This window comes from Micromonospora sp. CPCC 206061, assembly GCF_036906915.1.
In the GTDB taxonomy this organism is placed as follows: domain Bacteria; phylum Actinomycetota; class Actinomycetes; order Mycobacteriales; family Micromonosporaceae; genus Phytohabitans.
This window is the reverse complement of the sequence record NZ_JBAKHX010000046.1, coordinates 16688-38025: the sequence shown is the minus strand read 5'-3', so window position 1 is coordinate 38025 and position 21338 is coordinate 16688. Positions and strand designations below refer to the sequence as shown.

Genomic DNA, 21338 nt, shown 5'->3' with positions numbered 1-21338 from the left:
CGGAGGCCACCATGTCCATTTCCCGACGCCGACTGCTCGCCGCCGGTGGCGGCCTGTCCATCGCGGCCCTCCTCGGCGCCGCCGGCTGCGGCGGCGGCGAGGACGACAGCGGGTCCGGCGACTCGCTCACCGTGCTGCTGCCCGGCGACGTGCCGCCCGGCTGGGACGCCGTGCTCGCCGCCGTCAACGCCAAGCTCAAGGCCGAGCTGGGCTTCACCATCAACCCGCAGTTCACCGCCTGGGCCAACTACAAGAACCAGACGCTGCTCAAGTTCACCGCGGGCGAGAGCTTCGACACCGCGCTGCAGGCGCGCTGGCTCAGCATGACCCAGCTCGTCGCGAGCAAGTCGCTCGTCGCGGTCGACGATCTGCTGGCCGGCGGCAAGTACCCGAACCTGTCGAAGACGCTGGACCCCAAGCTCATCGAGCAGAACAAGTGGTCGGGAAAGCTGTACGGCATCCCGCAGGTCAACGCCGCCGCCCGCATCCAGCACTTCAACATCCGGCAGGACCTCGCGGAGAAGCACGGCTTCGGCGAGATCGCCGACTACGCGACGCTGGAGAGGTTCTGGTACGCCGTCAAGCAGAAGGAGAAGAACGTCATCCCGATGGCGGTCAACTCCAACATGCCCGACCTGCTGATCTCGAACGGGCAGCCTGTCGGCCTGTTCAACGCGTACAGCTGGGACAACCCGCAACCCAGCGCCCAGGCGTTCTCCGGCGACTCCCTTCCGTTCGTCATGGCCCTGGACGCCAAGCAGACCGGCTCGTCGCGCCCCGTGCCCTTCTGGGAGGCCCCCGGCATGGTTGACGCGCTGCGCGCGGTGCGGCGCTACTACCTGGACGGCATCATCAACAAGGACGCGCTCAACGTCGACACGTCGACTGTGAACAGCCAGTTCGAGGCCGGCCGGTACGCGTCGCGCTGGGCCATCACCGACGGGCTGTCGTCCAAGTCCGTGGCTACGCTTGCCGCGGCGGTACCGGGGGCGCGACTGGCCAACGTCGTCCCGTTCCGCGGTGGCAGGTCCGCCAAGCCCTACCAGACCTTCCAGGCGGACAATTTCGTGGTGCTCAACGCGAAGGGCAGCAGCCACGAGAAGGCCATGCAGCTGGAAGACTGGCTGTCCGTCAAGGCGAACCACGACCTCATCTCGTACGGGGTCGAGGGCACCGACTGGCGGCCGGTCGGCTCTGACAAGTTCGAGCAGGTCACGAAGTACACGTTCCCGGGCTTCGCGCTGTGCTGGCGGGCCGACCTCGAGCTGAAGATCAAGGACATCACGGAGTCCGAGGACGCCTGGTTCACCTGGGCGAAGGACTACGACAACTTCACCGTCGACCCGTTCGCCAGCTTCATTCCCGACCCGGAGCCGGTCAAGCGGGAGGACGCTCAGGTCGTCGCGGCGATGACTCAGTACGCGAACCCGCTGTTCGTTGGGGCTGTCGACGTCGACAAGGGACTCGACGCGCTCAAGAAGGCGCTCGACAAGGCCGGCATCGCCAAGCTGCAGGCCGAGATGGAGAAGCAGGCGAATGAGTACCTCAAGGGACAATAGGCCCCAGGCGGTGCTGGCTATGCGGCGCGACCTGCCGCCACGGTTGTTCGACCGGCCACTGTGGAACCGGTTGCACAGCCTGGTGGCGGTCGCACCCGACCTGGTACTGGACGACTTCGACGCCAGCGCGGCAGGTACAGCCGCGCTGGCGGACGCGGAGATCCTGATCACCGGGTGGGAGTGCCCGCCCATCACCGCCGCTGTGCTCGACGCCGCGCCCCGGCTCGCCGCGGTCGTCCACACCGGAGGGTCGGTCAAGGCGCACGTCACCGAGGCCTGCTGGGCGCGCGGCGTCGTCGTCTCCAGCGCCGCCGCGGCCAACGCGCTGCCCGTCGCCGAGTACACGATCGCGGCCGTCATCCTGGCCGCGAAGGGCGCGCGGGCGCTGGAGACGGCCTACCGGGCGCGGCGCGGGGGCATCGACGCGCTGACCGAGTACCCGGGCATCGGCGGGTACCGGCGAACGGTGGGCGTGGTCGGCGCGTCGCGCATCGGGCGGCGGGTCATCGAGCTGTTGCGCCCGTTCGACTTCGAGGTGAGCCTCTACGATCCCCTCGTGGACACGGACGAGGCCAGGCGGCTGGGCGTGCGCCTGGTCGACCTGCCCGACCTGTTGCGGGGCAACGACATCGTGACCCTGCACGCGCCGTCGCTGCCCAGCACCCGGCACATGATCGACCGGGCCGGGCTGGCCAGCATGCGCGATGGGGCCACGCTCATCAACACCGCGCGCGGCGCGCTGGTCGACCAGGACGCGCTGGTGCGCGAGCTGGTCACCGGCCGCCTTCACGCGGTCATCGACGTGACCGACCCGGAGGTGCCGCCGGCCGACTCGCCGCTGTACGACCTGCCCAACGCGGTGCTGACCCCGCACATTGCCGGCGCGCTGGGCAACGAGCTGCACCGGCTCGGCGCCTGCGCGGTCGACGAGATCGGCCGGTACGTGGCCGGGCTGCCGTTCGCGCACGGGGTCGCACCGCACGAGCTGGAGTACACCGCGTGATTCGCAACCCCGTGCTCCCGGGGTTCCACCCGGATCCCTCGATCCTGCGGGTGGGCGAGGACTACTACATCGCCACGTCCACCTTCGAATGGTGTCCGGGCGTCCAGTTGCACCACTCACGAGACCTGGTGCACTGGCGGCCGCTGGGCGGCATCCTCACCGACCGGCGGCTGCTCGACCTGGCCGGCGTGCCGGACTCCGGCGGCGTATGGGCGCCCGATCTGACGTACGCGCACGGGCTCTTCCACCTCGTGTACGGCGTGGTCGACACGTACGCGTCCGGCTACAAGGACGTGCGCAACTACCTCGTCACCGCGCCGTCGATCGACGGGCCGTGGTCGGACCCGCTGCCGCTGCCGGGGCGGGGCTTCGACGCGGCGCTCTTCCACGACGACGGCTCGACGTGGCTGCTGGGCATGGTCTTCGACTCGCGGCCGGGGCACGGGTTCTCCGGCATCGATATCCAGCTGCTGGAGCACGGCAAGCCGGTGGGCGCGCCGCGCACCATCTTCGAGGGCACGGTGCCGCTCGTCGAAGGGCCGCACCTGTACCGGGTGGACGGCTGGTACTACCTGATGGTGGCCGAGGGCGGCACAGGGTACGAGCACGGCGTGACCGTCGCCCGCTCGCGTGACCTGTTCGGGCCGTACGAGCCGGATCCCGACGGGCCGACGATGACCGCCCGGCACGATCACACCCTGGCGCTGCAGAAGGCGGGCCATGGCAGCCTCGTGCGGGCCCAGGACGGCTCCTGGTACATGGCGCACCTGGCCGCCCGCCCCTACACCCAACGGGGCCGGTGCGTGCTGGGCCGGGAGACCGCGATCCAGCGTGTCGAATGGGTCGACGGCTGGCCGCGCGTGGCCGGTGGTGTGCCAGCGGTCGAGGTGCCGGCTCCCGATCTACCGCCGCACCCGTGGCCACCGCAGGATCAGCCGTGGAGCACACTGCGCCGGCCGGCGTCGCCCGACTGGCTCACCATCGACGGCGGGCGCATTCGGATCCATGGTGGACAGTCGCCGTACGGCACCCGCACTCCCAGCCTCGTCGGGCGGCCCGTGACCGACCTGCGGTGTGCGTTGGAAGCCACGATGGCGTTCCGGCCCGGCTCGGTGCACCAGGCGGCCGGCGTCACCGGGTACTACAACTCCCGCAACTGGTACTTCCTGTGCGCGACCACCGACGGGCTTGAGCTGGTGGTCAGCGACAAGGGCGCCCGCACCGCGCACCGGGTCAGCCACGAGGTGCCCGGGCGGGTCGCGCTGCGGGTCGAGTTCGACGGGCCGGTCGTGCGGTTCGCCAGCGACACCGGCGGCGGCTGGCAGACCGTCCCCGTCGAGCTGGACGCGACCGTGCTCTCCGACGAGTACGCCGACGAGTTCGTCGATGGGCTGGTGCGGTCGTTCGGCTTCACCGGGGCGTTCGTGGGGCTGTGGGTGCACGACCTGGCCGGCGAGGGCGCGGTGGCCGAGTTCGACGCCGTGACGTACCGGGCGGGCTGACGTGCGGCCGCACTACCGCGACTCGGGCACCGGCCAGCCTCTGCTGCTGGTGCACGGCTGGGGCGGCGACTCGCGGGTGTGGGACCCGATCCCGCTGCCCGGGTACCGGGTGGTGGCCGTCGACCTGCGCGGGCACGGGCGTTCACCGGTACCCGATGAGGGGTATCGTCCGGCGGACCTGGCCGCCGACCTCGCGGAGCTGGCCACCGACCTGCGCCTGGGTCCGGTTGTCGCGATTGGACACTCCATGGGCGCGCAGGTCGTCACCGCGCTCGCGGTCGAGCACCCCGGCACCGTCGACGCGCTGGTCGTCGTCGACCCGGCGTACGGCGCGGACGCGGCCGAGGAGCGGCTGTTCGAAGAGCGGCTGTCGGCGGTACGGGAGGGCGGCGCCGCGGCAGTGAGCCATCTCGGCGACCTGCCGCCCGACGTGCGCCGGCAGTTCCTCGCCACCCCCGGACACGTGCTCGCGAAGTGCTACGCCGGCATGTACACCGACCCGGGCGCGTTCGGCGCCCGCCCTGCCGCCGAGCGCTACCTGCGGCGCCGTGCCTGCCCTGTGCTGTGCCTGCGGTCGCTGGCGGAGCCGGCCGCGTGGGAGGCCGCGCTCGGCGGGCATCCGCTCTCGCGCGTGGTGGTGTGGGCGGGCACCGGCCACTTCCTGCACCTCGAACGCCCCGCCGCCTTTGCAGCCCTACTGACCAGGTGGCTCTCCACCCTGGAAGGCGATGTGCGAGGCTGGCGGCGTGGTGGAATCCCCAGCTGAGGCACCCGTGCTGCACCGCGCGGCGCGCATCGAGGACGCGCTGCACGCCGTGATCGAGCGCTGGCTGCGGCGGCGCGGCTGGCAGAGCACGATCGTGCCGTACACCGGCTACGGCGCGCCCGGCTGGGTGCGGGTGATGGGGCGGATCATGGTGACCCGCCCGGGCGGCGCGCCGCGCAAGCGCCCCGGCAAGGTCCGCGGGTGGCGCAGCTTCACGACGGTCTCGGCGAAGGACGCGCCGTTCGTGGTGGAGATCGACGGCAAGCGATATGAGGCGCACGCGAACCGGGGCGGGTTCATCGACCTGACCGTCGACGCCGACCTCGAGCCCGGCTGGCGCAGCGTGCGGCTCTCCACGCCCGGAGGTGGCGAGATCGAGGCCCCGGTGCGGATCGCCGACCCGGCCGTCCGGTTCGGGCTGATCTCCGACATCGACGACACCGTCATGGTCACCCGGCTCCCCCGGCCGCTGCTGGCGGGGTGGAACACGTTCGTGCTCGACGAGCACGCCCGCGCCGCCGTCCCCGGTATGGCGGTCCTGTACGAGCGGCTCGTCACCGCCCACCCCGGCGCCCCGGTGCTGTACCTGTCCACCGGCGCCTGGAACGTCGCGCCGGCCCTGAACCGGTTCCTGTCCCGCCACCTGTACCCGGTGGGGCCGCTGCTGCTGACCGACTGGGGGCCGCAGAAGGACCGGTTCTTCCGCAGCGGCAAGCAGCACAAGCTGGCAGCGCTGGAGCGGCTGGCCCGCGAGCTGCCGTGGGTGCGGTGGCTGCTGGTCGGCGACGACGGCCAGCACGACCCGGAGATCTACCGGACCTTCGCCGCGAGCCATCCGGAGCACGTGGCCGCGGTCGCTATCCGGCACCTCTCCCCAACGCAGGCAGTGCTGGCAGGTTCGCTTCCGTCGGATGCCGGCAGCGCACCCGTCGAGTCCGACGAGGCCGGCAAGCGCTGGCTTGCCGCCCCCGACGGCGCCGGCCTGTGGTCGCTGCTGGAAGGCACCGACCTGCTCAACCCCGCCTAGCTAGGCCCTGTCCTGTCGATCATGGCCGGCCATGATCGACAGGACAGGGCCTAGGACGGGGGCGCGAGCTCGCTGGTGTAGGTCACCAGGGGGCGACCGCTCACGTCGTACACGACCAGGCGGCCGTGGGACAGGCTGGCGGAGCGGAACGAGAAGACCCGGTGTTCCGGGTACAGGGCCAGCAGTGGAATGTCGCGCGGCGACCCGCCGGGCGCCGAATGGTACTCCAGCCGGCCCACCCGCGCGTCGACCACGCCGTTGACGCGCACCTTCGTCTTCTCCGCCGTCACCAGGAACCGGATCGCCCGGGGCCCGATGAAGTCGGCGCAACCGGCCCGTTCGTGGCACACGTAGAAGTATCGCGGATTGCTCGTGTGCTCCCAGCTGTACGCCTTGAAGGTGGGGTCGGCGGCCGCGGGCAGCGGTTGCACGGCGACCACGGCGAGCGCCGTCGCGGCGGCGGTGGCGACCGCCCAGCGGCGCGCGCGGCGCGCGGCCTGGCGATGGGTAGCGGCGGCCACCGCGACGCCGCCGAAGCCGAGCACGCAGACGCCGACGGTGCCGACGGCGCGCGCGTTCTCCAGCGCGAACTGGATGCCGGGCGTCAGCGCGAACCCGCGCAGCACCACGCCGAGCGAGACCACCATCGCGGTGAGCAGCGCGACGCCCGCCACCCGGCGGGCGGTGCCCTGGGTGGCGATCAGCAGCATCGCGGCGAGCACCGGCCAGATCTGGTGGTGCGTCCAGGAAACCGGTGAGGCGGCCACGGTCGCGCAGCCCACCAGGACGGCCGCGCGCGCCACGTGTCCACTGTGCTCGATCTGGCGGGCGCGCAGCAGCGCGATGCCGCAGATGACGGCGACGAGCACGGCCCATACCAGCGGCAGGGCCTCCGGCGACAGGCCGAGCCGCAGCAACGCGCCCTGGACGGACTGGTTGCCGAGCGAGGCCAGGTTGCCGATGCGGGACGTGTCGGCCATCGTGCCGGTCCAGAACGTCATGCTCTCCGACGGCAGCAGCAGCGCGCCCACCGCCGCACACGCGACGAACGCGCCGCCCGCCCGGGCCGCGTCACGATACCGGCCGGCGACGAGGAAGTAGACGACGAACAGCAGCGGGGTGAGCTTGATGGCGGCCGCCACCCCGACGAACAGGCCCCGGTGCCGGGCCGGTGTCAGACCGATGCCGTCGACCAGGGCCAGCAGCACGATGAACACGCTGACCTGGCCGAAGCGCAGGTTGCTCTGGGCGGGCGCGGACAGCAGCAGTCCACATGCGACGGCCGCGACCACCACCGGGCGCCCGCCGCCGCACACGCGGCCGACGAGCACGCCGATCGCCGCGATCGCCGCGATCGTGGCCGCCAGCCAGGCCGCTTGCAGCAGGCCCTCGGGCACCAGCGCGATCGGCCAGAGCACGACGGCGGCGAAGGGCGGGTAGGTGAACGGGCCGCCGTTTTCCGCCACGAACTCGTACAGCGGCCGCCCGTCGTGCAGGTGCCGCATGGCGCCGTAGTAGATGTGCAGGTCGGAGAGCTTGGTGTCGCGCCGCGCCACCAGCACGCAGGACACCGCCGCTATCGCGGCGAAGACCGCCCACAGCGCGACCGCCGCCTTCCGTCCCCCGAAGCTCACCGCTCCATAATGGCGTGTGGCGGCGATCCGCGCCCGCCCCCCGCACGGCACCGCGGCCTCCTAGGCCCCAGGGCCCGCACGAGCGGAGCGAGCGCCAACCAGCACGGCCTTGGGGCCGGCGTCGTCTGGACTGAGGAGCGCAGCGACGAGGGAAGGCGACGCCTCCTAGGCCCCAGGGCCCGCGCGAGCGGAGCGAGCGCCAACCAGCACAGCCCCCGGGCCTGCGAGGCGCGGCAGCGCGACGGCCGTGCGGCCCGTGAGCAGCAGCAACAGCGCGTCGATCGGGCCGCGCAGCTCGGCGCCCTCGCCGGCCGACCAGGCGGTGTCGGTGGCGACCAGCCGCACGCCGCGCAGCCTGCGCCGCGCCCAGAAGGGCCAGCCCATCGTCCAGACGCGCGTGGCGCCGGCCAGCGCCGCGCCGGTCGGCATCGGCCGGTCGCGGCCGAGCGGCACGGCAATGTCCTGCACGTGTACGAGGATGTCGAAGAGGGCGTTGCGGTAGTTCGTGACCGCGGGCAGCGCCCGCGACGGCGCGAACTCGCGCAGCTCCGCCACGAGCCGCTCAGTGGGTCGGGCCGCGTGGCGCACGGCGACGTCGTGGTTGAGCCGGTGGAAGCGGCCGTGGGCGCGGACGCCCTCCTTGATCATGAACCACACGCCCGGCGGCTGCGAGGCCATGGCCACGTGGGCGGCGACGTCACGCACCCGCCACCCGTCGCACAGTGAGGGTGCTTCCCACTCGTCGACGGTCAGGCTTTCCAGCAGGTCGGCGAGGCTGAGTCGCTGCTCAGCAATGACGCGCCAGCTCTCATCCTTGTCCATGACTAGCCCTTAGTTTGGTAAGATTATCTGACTACTTTAATCAGCCACTCTGACTAAAGTCAAGGAGCATCAGTGGACGACACCCCGCTCAACCTGGGCTTACTTCTCTTTATCCCCTATCGGGCGATGGAGAGTCGCGTCTTCGCGGCCATGGCCGAGGCGGGCTTTGGCGACGTCACCCCGGCCCAGGCGCGGGTCTTCCAGCGCATCGCGCCGGGCGGCAGCCGGCTGACCGACCTGGCCGAGCAGGCGCAGATCACCAAGCAGTCCGCGGGCTTCCTGGTCGACCAGTTGGAGCGCGCCGGCTTCGTGGAGCGCGCGCCCGACCCCACCGACGCGCGCGCCAGGCTGGTGCGCATCTCCGAGCGCGGGGCACGGGCCGTGCCGCTCGCGGCCGCGGTGGTCGCGGAGGTCGAGGCCGAGTGGGAGGCGCACCTGGGCAAGCAGCGGATGCGCCAGCTACGCGAGGCACTCACCCGCCTACGCGAGATCACCGATCCGTATCAGCGAGCGATGCAGTAACATCGTGTATCCAGATACACAGTGTTTCTGAAAGTAGGCGGCGGATGGCTCGGCTGACGCGGCACCAGCAGCAGGAACTCACGCACGAGCGGCTGCTCGTCGCCGGCCGGTCGGTCTTCCTGCGGCGCGGCTACCTGGCCGCGACGGTCGAGGAGATCGCCTCCGAGGCGGGTTACACGCGCGGCGCGCTTTACAAGCACTTCGGCGGTAAGGAAGGGCTGTGGCAGTCCATCGTGGAGGCCCGCGCGCGAACGCACCTGGAGCTGCTGGGTGCCGCCCTCGACCGGGCCACCAGCCGTGACGACCTGGTCGCGGCGCTCGACCCCAGCGCCATCGTCTCCGACGGCGAGGCCACCCGGTGGACGGCGGCTGCCGCGGAGCATCTCGCCGCGGTCACCGGCCACCCGCGGCAAGCCGAGCCTCTCGCGGATCTGCAACGCCGCCTCGACGACGCGCTCACCGCCCTGCTGACACAGCACTGCGGGCGGCTCGGCATCCAGCCGGCGGTGCCGCTCGCCCGCCTCGTCGTGGTGCTCGGCGCGCTCGGCGGCGGGCTCGCCCTGCGCCGCGTCCTCGACCCCAGCGTCGACACCGGCACGGTCACCGCCGACCTGCTGGCGCTGGCGCTCCCGGCGGCGGTGAAGGCATGAGCGACGAACCGCGCGGGGCCGAACGCCGGTCGGGGCTAATGGCGTGGCTGCGGCGGCACAAGCTCTTCGGCGGTGTGGGCGACGCGTTCTCGCGCGCCGACACCGGCCCGTACGCGGGCGCGCCGCGCAACCCCAACCTCAGCCCCGACGACGGCAGCCGCGCGTACTCCGTCGTCCGCTACACGACGGACCAGCGCCACTGGGAGGCCGACTCGTGGCTCTGGCAGTCACACATGCCCTCCGCCCAGCGCCGCCGCGACGCCGCCCAGAAGAGCGTCCTCTGAGGATGGATGGCACACTTCGCCGGCACGCTGCGCAGGGCTTCGCGGTGCCAATGTCGCTGTCGGCCGCCCGCGGTGTCCGGGAGTTCAACGCCCGTCTGGCCTGACGCTGCTCGCCGTCTGCGTTTACCCGGTCACGAGCCCGGGTGAGCTCCTTCTCCTTCGCCAGAAGCTGCCTGCGGGCGGCGAGCCACTCCTCGCGCGACACCTCCCCGCGGAGCTTCCCTGTATAGCAATCATTCGGTTGCTAACCACGCCATTGCAACCGGATGATTGCGTCAAGCGCGGCGCCCCGGCCTGACCCGCGGTTCACCGGCACCTTACGTGCGGCGTGGCGTACTGCAACCTGGACGGCCAGCGGGTCGTAACCATGTCAGGCGCGGTGAGAGCGGGGAGGGAATGCGGGACACACACAGCTTCGACGAGTTTTACCGGAGCACGTCGGTGCGGCTCATGCGGTACGGGTACGCGGTCGTCGGCGATCTCGCCGAGTCACAGGATCTCGTGCAGGAGGCGTACACCCGGGCCTGGCAGAGATGGCGGACCGTCGCCACCCATCCCAGCCCCGAAGCGTGGGTGCGGCTGGTCGTGACGCGGCTGGCCACAGACCGGTGGCGGCGGCTCAACCGCTGGCGCGCGACCCTGCTGCGCGCCGGTCCACCGGAGCCCGTGCGGCCACCCAGCGAGGACACCGTGCTGGTGGTGGGCGCCCTGCGGCAGTTGCCGGTGGCGCAGCGGCAGGCGCTCGCGCTGCGCTATCTGTTCGACCTGCCGGTCGCCGAGATCGCCGCGGAGACCGGCGTGGCGGTCGGCACCGTCAAGTCGTGGCTGTCGCGCGGCCGGGCCGGGCTCGCCGAGGTACTGGCGGGCGCCGGAGCGGCCAACGGGACGTGGGAAGGGAGCGGGGATGGCTGACTTCGACCGGGCGTACCGTGCCCTCGCCGACGAGGCGGACACCGTACACCTGGCTCCACCGACCGAAGTGCGCGCCCGCGCCGACCGTCGGACCCGGATGCGGGTCGTGGCGGCGGTCGCGGCCGCCGCGGTCGCGGTCGGCGGCGCGACCGGCGGCACGCAGTGGCTGCTGCGCGCGGACTCCGGACCGCCGGTGACGCCCGGCGACACGCCCACCGCGACGCTGTCGCCGACACCGCCACCGGCCACACCACCCACACAGGCCGCCTCGCCGAGCGCGTCCGCGCCGGCGTCCGGCGTGGTGGACCCGCAGGCGAGCGCCAGCGCGACCGGCCGCGCCATACCGCGCTCCATTCCGGACAGCGCCTTCCTGCAGGACGGGATGATCGACGGCCTGCTCGGCGACGAGCACCTACCCGAACTGTGTGGCGCGACCTACAAGAGCGAAGCCAAGATTCAGGTGCGGCGAAGCAAGCACGTCACCTACTACATCAATCCCACGGAGGGTTCGACACCGGAGGGTACGTTCAACGAGACCATCACCGTGTACAAGGCGAGTGCGGCCAAGGAATTCATGGCACAGCTGCGCTCGGTCGTGGCCGGCTGCGCGAGGGACGGCGACGACCGGTACAAGATGGTGTCGGCGACGAAGCGCGGCGACGACTCGTTCATGTTCGAGAAGCGCTATCCCACTGTCGACCCGGACGGCAACCCCACCGGGGGCGACGACGTCCGCCTCATCTCGGTGGTGCGCGTCGGTGACGTGGTGATGGTGCTCTACGAGCGCGGCTGGGAGGCCGGCTGGTCCGCCGATCCCGACGTCGTGGGCAGGTACACCGCGACGGCGCTGACCCGGCTGAACAGTTGGCTCGGCGGGCGGTAGGGTCGAACGATCGATACGGACCTGCCGCACACCCGCGCCACACTCGCCGACGACCTGGCTTCGCTCGGGGTGCGGCGCGGGTCTGTGCTGCTGGTCCACTCTTCGCTGAAGTCGCTCGGCTGGGTCTGCGGTGGGCCGGTCGCGGTGGTCCAGGCGCTGCTCGACGCGCTCGGCCCCGACGGCACGCTGGTCGCGCCGACGCACACGTCCGACAACACCGACCCGGCTGGCTGGCAGCACCCGCCGGTGCCGGAGTCGTGGTGGACGGTGATCCGCGAGCACACGCCCGGATTCGACCCGGCGCTCACCCCGAGCCGGTGGATGGGCCGGATCGCGGAGACGGTGCGCACGTGGCCGGGAGCGCGGCGCAGCGACCACCCGCAGGTGTCGTTCGCGGCAGTCGGCCCGGCGGCGCAGGCCGTGACGGCGGGGCACCGCCTCGACGACATGTTGGGGGAACACTCCCCCGTCGGCGCCGTCTACCGGCTCGACGGCGACGTACTGCTGCTGGGCGTCGGGCACGACGGCAACACCTCGCTGCACCTGGCCGAGTACCGGCTGCCGGATCCGCCGCGCAGGTGGGAGGGCTCGGCGGTGCTCGTGCCCGGCGGTGGCCGGGCCTGGACGCGGTGGGAGGACGTCGCCACCGAGGAGGAGGACTTCGAGCGGTTGGGCGCCGCCTTCGAGGAGAGCGGCAGCGCCCGCACCGGTCGGGTGGGCGACGCGGCGTGCCGCCTGATGCGGCAGCGGCCGCTCGTCGACTTCGCGGTGGAATGGCTCGCGGTGAACAGGGCTACGGCGTAAGCAGCGCGCGAACGAGCTCTCTCGGCAGGCCGTGGGTCTCGTGCAGGTCCTGGTAGTCGCTCTCGCCGAGCGGGCCGCGCGACAGCCGCCGGGACACCACGCGCCGCCCGCGCCGTACGAGGTCACCGAAGCGCTCCTGCTCGCCGAGCAGCACCTCGCGTACCGGTTCGACGCCGATGGACAGTCCGAAGTGGTCGATGGTGTGCCGGATCGGCTGGACAGGCAGGTCGGACAGTGTGCGGCTGGGGTCGTCGCGCCACAGCGTGGTGAGCACGCGGCGTACCAGCCGGCGCAGCACGTACCCGCGGCCCGTGTTCGAGGGGCGCACGCCGTCGCCGATGACCACAATGGACGAACGCAGGTGGTCGCGGACGATCCTGGTCGAGGTCTCGTCGAGGGGCCACAGCCGGGGCACGGTAGACGTCCACGGCTCGAAGACGTCCACCTCGTACACGGAATTCTTGCCCTGTAGGACGCCGAGCAGCCGCTCCAGCCCCAGCCCGGTGTCGACGCCCGGCCGCGAAAGCGGCCGCAGCGTCCCGTCCTCTTGGCGGTCGTACCGCATCTGCACGTGGTTCCACACCTCGACCCAACGGTCGTCGGTGGTGGGAGTGCCGCGCGGCGGCGTGTCACCGGTCCACACGAAGATCTCCGAGTCCGGGCCGCACGGGCCGGTGGGGCCGTTGGACCACCAGTTCTCGTCACCGGTCAGCTCGACGGGCAGCCCGAGCTCGCGCCAGGTCTCCAGCGACCGCGTGTCCGGCCCGACCTGCCCGTCCCCACCAAACACCGTGACGTGCATCCGGCTGGTATCGAGGCCGAAGCCGTCGCGGAGCAGCTCGAAGCCCCATCGCACGCTCTGCTGCCCGTCGTAGTCGCCGAGCGACCAGGAGCCGAGCATCTCGAACACGGTCAGGTGGGTGCGATCTCCGACCTCGTCGAGGTCGGTGGTGCGCAGGCAGCGCTGCACGTCGACGAGGCGGCTGCCGAGCGGGTGCGGGCGGCCGGTCAGATACGGCGTGAGCGGATGCATGCCGGACGTGGTGAACAGCACCGGATCGCCCGGTGGCGGGATGAGCGAGGAGCCGAGGACGCGGCGGTGGCCGCGCTCTTCGAAGAACTCGACGAAGGTGCGGATGGTCTGTTCGGTGTTCATGGCGGGTCCTTCCGTGGAGATGGCCGGAAGGCCCGCGCGGTGCGGCATGTGGACACAAAACACCGGCGAGCCGTTTCCGGCCGCCGGTGGGTGGTCTGCGAGGAGGTCAGGCAGCGGCGACCGTCGAGCTGGCAGCTCGCGCGGTCGCGGCGGTGTGCGTCCTCATGTCTCCACGGTAGCGCGGCGAGCGGTCACCGCGCGCGCCCTATTCCAGCGCTCCGCCACGACCGGCTGGCCGAGCAGGATGCCGCCGAGCACCAGGACGAGACCGCCGACCTGGTGCGCGGCAAGGCGCTCGCCGGCGACGGCGGTGCCGAGCAGCACGCCGGTGACCGGGTTGAGCAGCCCGACCAGGCCCACCGTGCCGGCGCCGAGGTGCCGCAGGCCGGTGAACCACGCCGCGAACGCGACGGCGGTCGCCACCACGGTGACGTACCCGAATCCGAGCACGGCGGGTCCGTCGAGGGCGGGCGGCGCGCCCTCCACCGCGAGCGCCGCCGGCACGAGGACGAGCCCGCCGGCGATCAGCTGCCAGGCGGTGAGCGAGAAGACGTCGACGTCCGCGCTCCATTTCTTGGCGAGCACGTAGCCGAACGACGACATCGTCATGGCCGCCACGGACGCGAGGACGCCGGTGGCCGAGATCGCGCCGCTGCCGTCGAGCAGCATCAGGGCGACACCGGCGATGCCGATGAGGGCTGCGAGTACCCGGATCGCGCGCGGCCGTTCGGACAGCGCCGCCCACGCGAACGCCATCATGACGACCGGCGAGGTCGCCATGATGGTCGAGGCGACGCTGGTGGGCAGGGTCTGCGCGGCCAGGTACACGAGGGCGAAGAACGCGCCCATGTTGAGCGCGCCGAGCACCGCGGACCGCCACCACCAGGAGCCGCGCGGCAGCCGCCGGCGCACGAGCAGGAGCAGCAGGCCGGCGGGGAGCGCCCGGATCGCGGCGCCCCAGATCGGGTGGTCGGGCGGCAGGTAGCGGTGGGTGACGAGGTAGGTGGCGCCCCACGTGACCGGGGCGAACGCGGTTACCAGTACCCACCTGAAGTTACCTTCCATGGAAGGTATAGTAGCTTCCATGGAAGATATCGGCCCTGACGATCACGTCACACGCATCCAGCGGGCATGGGCACGGGAGCGGCCCGACCTCGACGTGACACCGCTGGGCGTGATCGGGCGGCTGCACCGGCTCGGCGGCCACCTGACCGAGCAGCTGCTGGTCGTGTACCGGCGCTTCGGGCTAGGTGAGGGCGACTTCGATGTGCTCGCGGCACTGCGGCGCGCGGGCGAGCCGTTCGAGCGGGCGCCCGGCGAGCTGGCCGCCTTCACGATGGTCACCACCGGCGCGATGACCAAGCGCATCGACCGGCTCGAGCACGACGGGCTGGTCACCCGCCGCCCCAGCACGACCGACGGCCGGGGCCGCGTGGTCGCGCTCACCGCCGCCGGCCGCGAGCTGATCGACCAGGCTTTCGCGGCGCACGTACGCAACGAGCACCGGCTGCTGGATTGCCTGTCGGCCGAGGAGGCCGCCCAGCTCCAGGGGCTGCTCGCCAAGTGGCTGGCGTGCTTCGAGGAGCCGGGAGACCTCTCGCGATCCGGGCCCGCGCGGTAGGGTCCGCGGCATGGTCGCCCGCGGCTTCGCCGTCGACGCGCAGCAACAGCGCGCCGACGATGGCCTCCCGGGCGCCGTCACCGTCGATATCGGACAGTTCGCTCACCGCGAACCCGAACCGCTCCCCCGCCTGGTCGCCCGCCAGGTATGCGGGAAGGCCGGCGCCGCCTCGGTCGCCGCGGCTGCGGGTGCCGCACCAGCGGCCGCTATCAGTACACCGGCAGCGTAAGCACCCACCGCCCGGCGTGCCGTCGTCGATGACATCCGTCTACCCCCTCGTGCCGGCGGCCCATCCACGTCCGCCACTGCCTGGAGGCTAGGCCGGCGCGAACGCGGGCCGCTGTCACGCGCGTGCTCACTTCGACGACTCCCGCTCGGAGGGGGTGGCGTCCGCGACTCGGATGTCGTTGGTGAGTCCGATGACGCCGGGGATGTTCCTGACCGCCCGCGACGCGGCGTCGCGCTGGTGCCCGAAGGCGACGTCGCCCGACAGAGTGACCACTTGACCACGGACGTCGGCCCGGACCGCGCCCATGGGCACGTCGGCCGCCGACTCGAGCCTCTGGTTGGCGATATCGGCGATGTCGGCGTCGTCGACGCCGGGCACACCACGATCGCGCACCACCAGCTCGTCGGCGACGGCACGCACGCCGGGAATCCGCCCAACCCTTCGCTTCGTCACCTGGCGGTCGACGGTGCCGTCCACCTCTCCGTGCAGCGTCACCATGCCCGCCTTGACCACCACGGCGACGTGAGCCGCTTCCAGACCGGGCATGCCCTCCAGCTCGCCGGCCACGTCGGCCTGGATTTCCCGATCGGCCCTACGGCTCTGCTGCGTCATACCATCCACCATGACCCCGCGCCCGAGAAAGCGCCAGCGCCGGCCGCCGCCGTTCCCGCCGGAACAGGTGTACGGTTGGGGCATCCGGATTCGACGACATCCCAATCCTGAGGTGCCCGCACACCGGCCCGATCACCAGAGCGGATGTCCCGTCGGGCCCACGGGGCCGTTAGCCGCTGTCCAGGGCGATGCACCGAGGAGCAGCACATGGCCTACCTCAGCGACGTGAACCTGCGCGCTGTTCTCGTCGTTCTTGTCGCCAGAGCGGGCGGCTCGATCGAGATCACCAACGAGGAACTCTACGGGGCCATGATGCCCGGCGGTGGCCATCACGAACGGTTCCTCCTCGCGGAGACCGAATCGGGCATCCAGCTGTCGATCCAGCCGTCACAACAGGAAAAGGCCGGCTCTAGCTGAGCCACGGTGAATATGAGGTGGAGTGGATTGAATACTGACGTCCCGACCTCGCTGCTCTACCTGCTGACCGTCGGTCGAGACAAGGAACTCGTCCTTCGCCTGCACGACGATGCGGTGACCACCGAGACGCTGGCGGCCTGGATGCGCGAGCGTGCCGTCCGGGCGCTCACCGTGTCGCGCCTCGGCGACGACGCGACGTCCACCCTGCTGATCAACTTTGGGCACATCGTCGGCGCGCGCCTCGCCACATACAGCGACACCAGGACCGGCTCGTTCTGACCCGTTCCGCGACATCGTCCGCCGGTCCCACACGCTGACCGGCGGGCGTCCTTCCACGCGTGAGGCCCGCAGCCATCTGACGCGGCGGCCCGATGACCGGAAGGCACCATATGGCCGGCACGTTCGGTTTCCTCAGCACGCATCCACCGACCCACTGTGGACTGGCCACCTTCAACTCCTCGCTGGCGACGCACCTCACCGCGGGCGGCGCGGCCGGAGGCGTCGTACGCGTCACCGCTGGCGGTGACGACGACCAGGCGGCCCGCACGGGACGGCTCGGACCATCCGACCTGGACGTCGTGCACACATGGTCCGCGCGAAGCCCGGCCGGCTGGTGGGATGCGGCCGCGGCGCTCAACAACTTCGACGTCGCCATCGTCCAGCACGAATACGGCATTTACCCCGGGCCCGATGGGGCCGACGTCCTGCCGCTGCTGCGGCAGCTGGCCGTGCCCAGCATCGTGGTCCTGCACACCGTGCTCGCCCAGCCCACCGTCGCGCAGAAGGAGGTACTGGAGCAGATCGTGGCGGCGGCGAGCGCCGTCGTCACCATGACCGACACCGCCCGCGACCGTCTGCTCGTCGCGTACGCCGTCGACGCCGCCAAGGTCACCGTGATCCCGCACGGCACCGCCGACCACGCCTCGGCACCCACCGAGCCACACGAACGCCCGCACCTGCTCACCTGGGGACTGCTCGGGCCGGGCAAGGGAATCGAATGGGCGCTACGCGCCGTCGCTCGGCTCCGGGACCTCAAGCCGACACCCAGCTACACCATCGCGGGTAGGACCCACCCCAAGGTGCTCGAGCACGAGGGGGAGGCCTACCGCGAGGGCCTGCATCGCCTCGGCGGGCTGCTGGGAATCTCGAACACGGTCCAGTACCAGCCGGTATACCGCGACGTCGACGCCCTCGGGCGGCTGATCCGCTCCGCCGACGTGGTCGTGCTGCCCTACGACTCCCGTGAGCAGGTCACCTCCGGCGCCCTCGTCGAGTCGGTAGCCGCCGGGGTTCCGGTCATCGCCACACCCTTTCCCCACGCCGTTGAGCTGCTCACAGACGGCCCTGGCCTGCTCGTCCCCCACCAGGATCCCGCGGCACTGGCCGCGGCCATCCGGCGGATCCTGTGCGAACCCGGCCTCGCGGCCAGCCTCGCCAGCCGCACCCGCCAGCTGACACCGACGTTGTTGTGGCCGGCCGTGGCGGCACGCTACGCCGCGCTCGCCAGGCAGGTCGCCGCCGCCGCGCCGCCCGCCGTAGCCGCGGCATCGGCATGACCGCACCCAGTGTCGCCACACCGACCATCGGCATCGCCGCTCCCGACCCGAGCTTCGCGCACCTGGCGCGGTTGACCGACGACACCGGCATGTTCGAGCACGCGCGGCACGCCATCGCACGCCGCCAGCACGGCTACTGCACCGACGACGTCGCCCGTGGCCTCGTCGTCGCCAGCCGCGAACCCGACCCACCCGCCACCGTGCTGCGACTCGCGGAGTGCTACCTCACCTTCCTGAGCCACGCTCAGGACGGCAGCGGCGCCTTCCACAACCGGCTCGCCCATGATCGCCGCTGGACCGACGAGCCCGGCCTCGGCGACTGGTGGGGGCGGGCGCTGTGGGGTCTGGGCACCGCCGCCGCGCGCAGCCCCGCACGGTGGGTCCGCGATGAGGCACTGGTCATGTTCGGCCTCGGCGCCACCCGGCGGTCGCCCTCGCCGCGCGCGATGGCCTTCGCCGGCCTCGGCGCCGCCGAGGTCCTCCGCTGCCACCCGAACGACCCAGCCGCGACCGCCCTGCTGGCCGACGCGGCCACCGCCGTGGGCTTGCCCGGACAGAGCGCGAACTGGCCATGGCCACAACAGCATTTGGCGTACGCCAACGCCGCCCTGCCCGAGGTCGTGATCGCCGCCGGCCACCACGCCGGCGACGAGCGGCTGCTCGCCCGCGGTCTGCGGATGCTGACCTGGCTGCGCGACATTCAGCGCGTCCATGGCCACCTGTCCGTCATCCCCGCCAGCGGCTGGCAGCGCCACGCCGCACGTGCCCTGTTCGACCAGCAACCGATCGAGGTCGCGGCCCTCGCCGACGCCAGCGCCACCGCGGCGGACGTCACCGGCGACGACACCTGGCACACCGGCGTACGAGAGTGTGTCGCGTGGTTCCTCGGCGACAACGATGCCGGCACCGCCATGTGGGATCCCGCCACGGGCGGCGGATACGACGGCCTGACGCCGTACGGACCCAACCTCAACCAGGGCGCCGAGTCGACCCTCGCCCTCGTCTCCACCCTGCAACACGCCCGGGGGCTGTCATGACCCACGCGACGCCGGAACTGGCCACCCGCCTGGACGCCGCGCTGTCCCCCGACCCGCGACGAGTCATCGTCAGGCTCTTCGTGCCCGGTGAGGACGCCGCGCCGGTGCGCACCCGCACCAGCGCACTCATCGAACGCATCGCCCGGCTCGGGGACGACGAGACGAGCCAGCTGCTGGACGAGACTCTGAAGCGCTTCGGCGACCGGCACCACGACCTCGAGTCGACCTTCCGGCACCACTACGACCTCGTCCACCACCGGGTCGCCCAGACCAGCGACCTGTCGCCCGCGGCCCGCCTGATCGTCGGCGCCTACTTCACCCACGAGTACTCCGTGGAAGGCGCCGCACTGTGCAACCCTTCCGTGGTCGCACACCCCGATCAGTCCGATCTGGACAACGGCCAGCTTCGGGTGGCGGTCAGCCTGCGCCAGATCGGCGAGGGACACCTGTCGTCGATCGGCTTCGCCACCGCCGTGCTCGGACCCGGCAGTCGCCTCGCCGTGGCCGACCGGTCCGGGCCGCTGGTCACCGGCCACCACGTCAGCACCCACTACCGGCGCGACCTGCTCGCCGCGGGACTCGCCGAGGCGGCGTGTGACAACGAGGTCTCCGCTACCGTCCTGGGAACCCTGCCCGAACGCTTCGACGACGCGGACCTCGAACGGGCGTTGGCGCGCCTCCCCGCTGACCTGCTCACCCGCACCAGTACCCAGAACACGCTGGAGCAACTGCGCCGCACCGTCGCCGCCAGCTACGCCATGACCTTCCCCGCTGGCGTCCCACTCCATCAACGAGTCATCTGGCCGGCCATACCCGCCGAGAGCAACGGGATGGAGGACGCGCGCTTCGTCAGATTCACCAACGACGAAGGGGTATCGACCTACCACGCCACCTATACCGCCTACGACGGGCACCGCATCGCGCCCCGCATGCTCACCAGTGACGACCTGCGCCATTTCCAGATGACCCCCATGCGCGGGCCCGCCGCACGCAACAAGGGCATAGCTCTGTTTCCACGCACAGTCGGAGGCCGCCAGCTCGCGTTGTGCCGCACCGACGGCGAGACCCTTGGCCTGACCGCCCTCGACGACGCGAACCGGTGGCAGTCACCGGTGCCGCTGCACGCGCCGCACCGCGGCTGGGAACTGATCCAGGTCGGTAACTGCGGGTCTCCCATCGAAACCGACGCCGGCTGGCTCGTGCTCACCCACGGGGTCGGTCCGATGCGCCGGTACGCCATCGGTGCCTTGCTGCTCGACCTCGACGAGCCGCACCGCGTCATCGCCGAGTTGCCCGGCCCGCTCCTGGCCCCCGACGAGACCGAACGCGACGGATACGTACCCAACGTCGTCTACTCCTGCGGCGGCCTGCTGCACGATGGCACGCTGTGGCTGCCGTACGGAGCCAGCGACGCCCGGGTGGAGTTCGCCAGCGCCTCGCTCACCTCGCTCATCGAGGCGATGAGCCAGTCTCCGCCCCCTCGAATCGCCCGGAACCGCGATATGCGGGAACATGGAGACATGCCGGGCCGACAGGTGCGGGTGGGGTGCGAGTTCGTGTACACGGCGGACGTGGCGACGCCGACCGTGTTCCAGGTACAGCCGCGGCACGGCGAAGGCGCCATCATCACCGGCCAGCACTGGTCCATCGCGCCCGACACGCCAGCGCGCAGCTACACCGACCTGTACGGCAACCCGTGCCTGCGACTGGTGCTCCCAGCCGGCAGGTCGACCCTGCGGTACGAGGCGACCGCGTCGGTGCCGGACACGACCGAGGAGATCGACCACTACGCGCCGGAACTGCCCCCGCAGGACCTGCCGGACGACACGCTGATCTACACGCTCCCGAGCCGATATTGCCTGCCCGACATGCTCGGCGACGAGGCGTGGACGCGGTTCGGTTCGCTGCCGCCCGGTTACGGGCGCGTCCAGGCGATCTGTGACCACGTCAACGGCCATCTTGAGTTCCGTTACGGCAGCAGCACGGCCCAGTCGACCTCCGCCGACGTCAACGCTTCCGGCTTCGGGGTCTGCCGCGACTTCACCCACCTGGCGATCTCGTTCTGCCGGGCGTTGAACATCCCCGCCCGGTACGTGTTCGGGTACCTGCCGGACCTGGACGTCGAGCCGGACACAGCACCGATGGATTTCGCCGCGTGGATGGAGGTGTGGCTCGGCGACCGATGGTGGACGTTCGATCCACGCAACAACCGTCCGCGCAAGGGCCGGATAGTCATAGGGCGGGGCCGCGACGCCTCGGATGTCGCGATGGCGACCACATTCGGCGGCCCGCGCCTTTCGTCCATGGCCGTATATGCCCATGAGACGGCCCGGGAAAAGTAG

Annotated in this window: 23 protein-coding genes and 1 pseudogene; 18 read left to right on the top strand and 6 right to left on the bottom strand. The window is 71.6% G+C overall.

From position 1 onward, the window contains the following. The first annotated feature begins 11 nt into the window (after window positions 1-11). Genes V6V89_RS26410 through V6V89_RS26390 form a run of 5 tightly spaced genes read left to right on the top strand, consistent with a single transcriptional unit; the run spans window position 12 to window position 5857 of the window. Complete coding sequence (locus tag V6V89_RS26410) at window positions 12-1559, top strand: ABC transporter substrate-binding protein (protein WP_334622053.1); 1548 nt, start codon at window positions 12-14, stop codon at window positions 1557-1559. After that, the gene (locus V6V89_RS26405) at window positions 1537-2562 is read left to right on the top strand and encodes a hydroxyacid dehydrogenase (RefSeq protein ID WP_334622052.1); all 1026 of its coding nucleotides are present in this window, start codon (window positions 1537-1539) and stop codon (window positions 2560-2562) included. Before V6V89_RS26410 ends, V6V89_RS26405 begins: the two co-directional genes overlap by 23 nt. Continuing rightward, window positions 2559-4064, top strand: coding sequence for a glycoside hydrolase family 43 protein (locus V6V89_RS26400; protein ID WP_334622051.1), 1506 nt, complete (start codon window positions 2559-2561; stop codon window positions 4062-4064). Before V6V89_RS26405 ends, V6V89_RS26400 begins: the two co-directional genes overlap by 4 nt. 1 nt (window position 4065) lies before the next feature. After that, complete coding sequence (locus tag V6V89_RS26395; RefSeq protein ID WP_334622050.1) at window positions 4066-4830, top strand: alpha/beta fold hydrolase; 765 nt, start codon at window positions 4066-4068, stop codon at window positions 4828-4830. Continuing rightward, a complete protein-coding gene (locus V6V89_RS26390) occupies window positions 4811-5857 on the top strand; it encodes an App1 family protein (protein WP_334622049.1) in 1047 nt (348 codons plus the stop codon). Before V6V89_RS26395 ends, V6V89_RS26390 begins: the two co-directional genes overlap by 20 nt. A 50-nt stretch (window positions 5858-5907) precedes the next feature. Here the strand turns inward: V6V89_RS26390 and V6V89_RS26385 are convergent, their stop codons facing one another. Both V6V89_RS26385 and V6V89_RS26380 read right to left on the bottom strand, forming a co-directional pair. Beyond that, a complete protein-coding gene (locus V6V89_RS26385) occupies window positions 5908-7491 on the bottom strand; it encodes a glycosyltransferase 87 family protein (RefSeq protein WP_334622048.1) in 1584 nt (527 codons plus the stop codon). A gap of 165 nt (window positions 7492-7656) precedes the next feature. Continuing rightward, window positions 7657-8313 (bottom strand): maleylpyruvate isomerase family mycothiol-dependent enzyme, encoded by a 657-nt coding sequence (locus V6V89_RS26380; RefSeq protein ID WP_334622047.1) that lies wholly within the window; start codon window positions 8311-8313, stop codon window positions 7657-7659. Between the two features lie 72 nt (window positions 8314-8385). Between V6V89_RS26380 and V6V89_RS26375 the strand changes: the two genes are divergently transcribed. Genes V6V89_RS26375 through V6V89_RS26365 form a run of 3 tightly spaced genes read left to right on the top strand, consistent with a single transcriptional unit; the run spans window position 8386 to window position 9769 of the window. Then, window positions 8386-8835, top strand: a complete 450-nt coding sequence (locus V6V89_RS26375; RefSeq protein WP_334622046.1) for a MarR family winged helix-turn-helix transcriptional regulator — start codon at window positions 8386-8388, stop codon at window positions 8833-8835. A 44-nt stretch (window positions 8836-8879) separates the two neighbouring features. Continuing rightward, window positions 8880-9485, top strand: a complete 606-nt coding sequence (locus tag V6V89_RS26370) for a TetR/AcrR family transcriptional regulator (RefSeq protein ID WP_334622045.1) — start codon at window positions 8880-8882, stop codon at window positions 9483-9485. After that, window positions 9482-9769, top strand: coding sequence for a hypothetical protein (locus tag V6V89_RS26365; RefSeq protein ID WP_334622044.1), 288 nt, complete (start codon window positions 9482-9484; stop codon window positions 9767-9769). The genes V6V89_RS26370 and V6V89_RS26365 overlap by 4 nt, the downstream gene beginning before the upstream one ends. Before the next feature lie 157 nt (window positions 9770-9926). Here V6V89_RS26365 and V6V89_RS41845 read toward each other — a convergent pair. After that, window positions 9927-9974, bottom strand: a pseudogene (locus V6V89_RS41845) (hypothetical protein); the annotation flags it as partial. 191 nt (window positions 9975-10165) lie between these two features. Here V6V89_RS41845 and V6V89_RS26360 point away from each other — a divergent pair. From V6V89_RS26360 to V6V89_RS26350, 3 genes are all read left to right on the top strand, one after another. Continuing rightward, the gene (locus V6V89_RS26360) at window positions 10166-10681 is read left to right on the top strand and encodes a SigE family RNA polymerase sigma factor (protein ID WP_334622043.1); all 516 of its coding nucleotides are present in this window, start codon (window positions 10166-10168) and stop codon (window positions 10679-10681) included. Next, window positions 10674-11564: a hypothetical protein gene (locus V6V89_RS26355; protein WP_334622042.1), complete on the top strand. Its 891-nt coding sequence runs from the start codon at window positions 10674-10676 to the stop codon at window positions 11562-11564. The genes V6V89_RS26360 and V6V89_RS26355 overlap by 8 nt, the downstream gene beginning before the upstream one ends. A gap of 69 nt (window positions 11565-11633) precedes the next feature. Next, window positions 11634-12368 carry an aminoglycoside N(3)-acetyltransferase gene (locus V6V89_RS26350; RefSeq protein ID WP_334622041.1) on the top strand — a complete coding sequence of 245 codons (735 nt, stop codon included), beginning with the start codon at window positions 11634-11636 and terminating at the stop codon, window positions 12366-12368. Here V6V89_RS26350 and V6V89_RS26345 read toward each other — a convergent pair. After that, a complete protein-coding gene (locus tag V6V89_RS26345; protein ID WP_334622040.1) occupies window positions 12358-13524 on the bottom strand; it encodes an alanine--tRNA ligase-related protein in 1167 nt (388 codons plus the stop codon). The two genes, V6V89_RS26350 and V6V89_RS26345, sit on opposite strands and share 11 nt — an antisense overlap. Before the next feature lie 162 nt (window positions 13525-13686). After that, window positions 13687-14589 carry a DMT family transporter gene (locus V6V89_RS26340; RefSeq protein ID WP_334622039.1) on the bottom strand — a complete coding sequence of 301 codons (903 nt, stop codon included), beginning with the start codon at window positions 14587-14589 and terminating at the stop codon, window positions 13687-13689. A 19-nt stretch (window positions 14590-14608) separates the two neighbouring features. Between V6V89_RS26340 and V6V89_RS26335 the strand changes: the two genes are divergently transcribed. Together V6V89_RS26335 and V6V89_RS26330 are read left to right on the top strand one after the other, a co-directional pair. Then, on the top strand, window positions 14609-15145 hold the full coding sequence (locus V6V89_RS26335) for a MarR family winged helix-turn-helix transcriptional regulator (protein WP_334622038.1): 537 nt from the start codon (window positions 14609-14611) through the stop codon (window positions 15143-15145). Window positions 15146-15155: 10 nt separating this feature from the next. Further along, on the top strand, window positions 15156-15374 hold the full coding sequence (locus V6V89_RS26330) for a hypothetical protein (protein WP_334622037.1): 219 nt from the start codon (window positions 15156-15158) through the stop codon (window positions 15372-15374). Between the two features lie 126 nt (window positions 15375-15500). Here V6V89_RS26330 and V6V89_RS26325 read toward each other — a convergent pair whose 3' ends face one another. Next, window positions 15501-15986 carry a BON domain-containing protein gene (locus tag V6V89_RS26325; protein ID WP_334622036.1) on the bottom strand — a complete coding sequence of 162 codons (486 nt, stop codon included), beginning with the start codon at window positions 15984-15986 and terminating at the stop codon, window positions 15501-15503. 207 nt (window positions 15987-16193) lie between these two features. Here V6V89_RS26325 and V6V89_RS26320 point away from each other — a divergent pair, with 207 nt between their 5' ends. From V6V89_RS26320 to V6V89_RS26300, 5 genes are all read left to right on the top strand, one after another. Continuing rightward, window positions 16194-16403, top strand: coding sequence for a hypothetical protein (locus V6V89_RS26320; RefSeq protein ID WP_334622035.1), 210 nt, complete (start codon window positions 16194-16196; stop codon window positions 16401-16403). A gap of 27 nt (window positions 16404-16430) precedes the next feature. Beyond that, the gene (locus tag V6V89_RS26315) at window positions 16431-16682 is read left to right on the top strand and encodes a hypothetical protein (protein ID WP_334622034.1); all 252 of its coding nucleotides are present in this window, start codon (window positions 16431-16433) and stop codon (window positions 16680-16682) included. A gap of 110 nt (window positions 16683-16792) precedes the next feature. Next, window positions 16793-17959, top strand: coding sequence for a glycosyltransferase (locus V6V89_RS26310; protein WP_334622075.1), 1167 nt, complete (start codon window positions 16793-16795; stop codon window positions 17957-17959). Further along, window positions 17956-18996: a glycosyltransferase gene (locus V6V89_RS26305; protein ID WP_334622032.1), complete on the top strand. Its 1041-nt coding sequence runs from the start codon at window positions 17956-17958 to the stop codon at window positions 18994-18996. The genes V6V89_RS26310 and V6V89_RS26305 overlap by 4 nt, the downstream gene beginning before the upstream one ends. Continuing rightward, entirely contained in the window at window positions 18993-21338 is a 2346-nt protein-coding gene (locus V6V89_RS26300; protein ID WP_334622031.1) for a transglutaminase domain-containing protein, read from the top strand. Before V6V89_RS26305 ends, V6V89_RS26300 begins: the two co-directional genes overlap by 4 nt.

Excerpts from the sequence above, each read along its gene's own strand:
- V6V89_RS26410 (WP_334622053.1), top strand. The coding sequence starts at position 12 with ATGTCCATTTCCCGACGCCGACTGCTCGCCGCCGGTGGCGGCCTGTCC.
- V6V89_RS26370 (WP_334622045.1), top strand. The coding sequence starts at position 8,880 with ATGGCTCGGCTGACGCGGCACCAGCAGCAGGAACTCACGCACGAGCGG.
- V6V89_RS26360 (WP_334622043.1), top strand. The coding sequence starts at position 10,166 with ATGCGGGACACACACAGCTTCGACGAGTTTTACCGGAGCACGTCGGTG.
- V6V89_RS26365 (WP_334622044.1), top strand. The coding sequence starts at position 9,482 with ATGAGCGACGAACCGCGCGGGGCCGAACGCCGGTCGGGGCTAATGGCG.
- V6V89_RS26405 (WP_334622052.1), top strand. The coding sequence starts at position 1,537 with ATGAGTACCTCAAGGGACAATAGGCCCCAGGCGGTGCTGGCTATGCGG.
- V6V89_RS26305 (WP_334622032.1), top strand. The coding sequence starts at position 17,956 with ATGACCGCACCCAGTGTCGCCACACCGACCATCGGCATCGCCGCTCCC.
- V6V89_RS26310 (WP_334622075.1), top strand. The coding sequence starts at position 16,793 with ATGGCCGGCACGTTCGGTTTCCTCAGCACGCATCCACCGACCCACTGT.
- V6V89_RS26345 (WP_334622040.1), bottom strand. The coding sequence starts at position 13,524 with ATGAACACCGAACAGACCATCCGCACCTTCGTCGAGTTCTTCGAAGAG.
- V6V89_RS26380 (WP_334622047.1), bottom strand. The coding sequence starts at position 8,313 with ATGGACAAGGATGAGAGCTGGCGCGTCATTGCTGAGCAGCGACTCAGC.
- V6V89_RS26300 (WP_334622031.1), top strand. The coding sequence starts at position 18,993 with ATGACCCACGCGACGCCGGAACTGGCCACCCGCCTGGACGCCGCGCTG.
- V6V89_RS26330 (WP_334622037.1), top strand. The coding sequence starts at position 15,156 with ATGGTCGCCCGCGGCTTCGCCGTCGACGCGCAGCAACAGCGCGCCGAC.
- V6V89_RS26340 (WP_334622039.1), bottom strand. The coding sequence starts at position 14,589 with ATGGAAGGTAACTTCAGGTGGGTACTGGTAACCGCGTTCGCCCCGGTC.
- V6V89_RS26335 (WP_334622038.1), top strand. The coding sequence starts at position 14,609 with ATGGAAGATATCGGCCCTGACGATCACGTCACACGCATCCAGCGGGCA.
- V6V89_RS26320 (WP_334622035.1), top strand. The coding sequence starts at position 16,194 with ATGGCCTACCTCAGCGACGTGAACCTGCGCGCTGTTCTCGTCGTTCTT.
- V6V89_RS26355 (WP_334622042.1), top strand. The coding sequence starts at position 10,674 with ATGGCTGACTTCGACCGGGCGTACCGTGCCCTCGCCGACGAGGCGGAC.
- V6V89_RS26325 (WP_334622036.1), bottom strand. The coding sequence starts at position 15,986 with ATGACGCAGCAGAGCCGTAGGGCCGATCGGGAAATCCAGGCCGACGTG.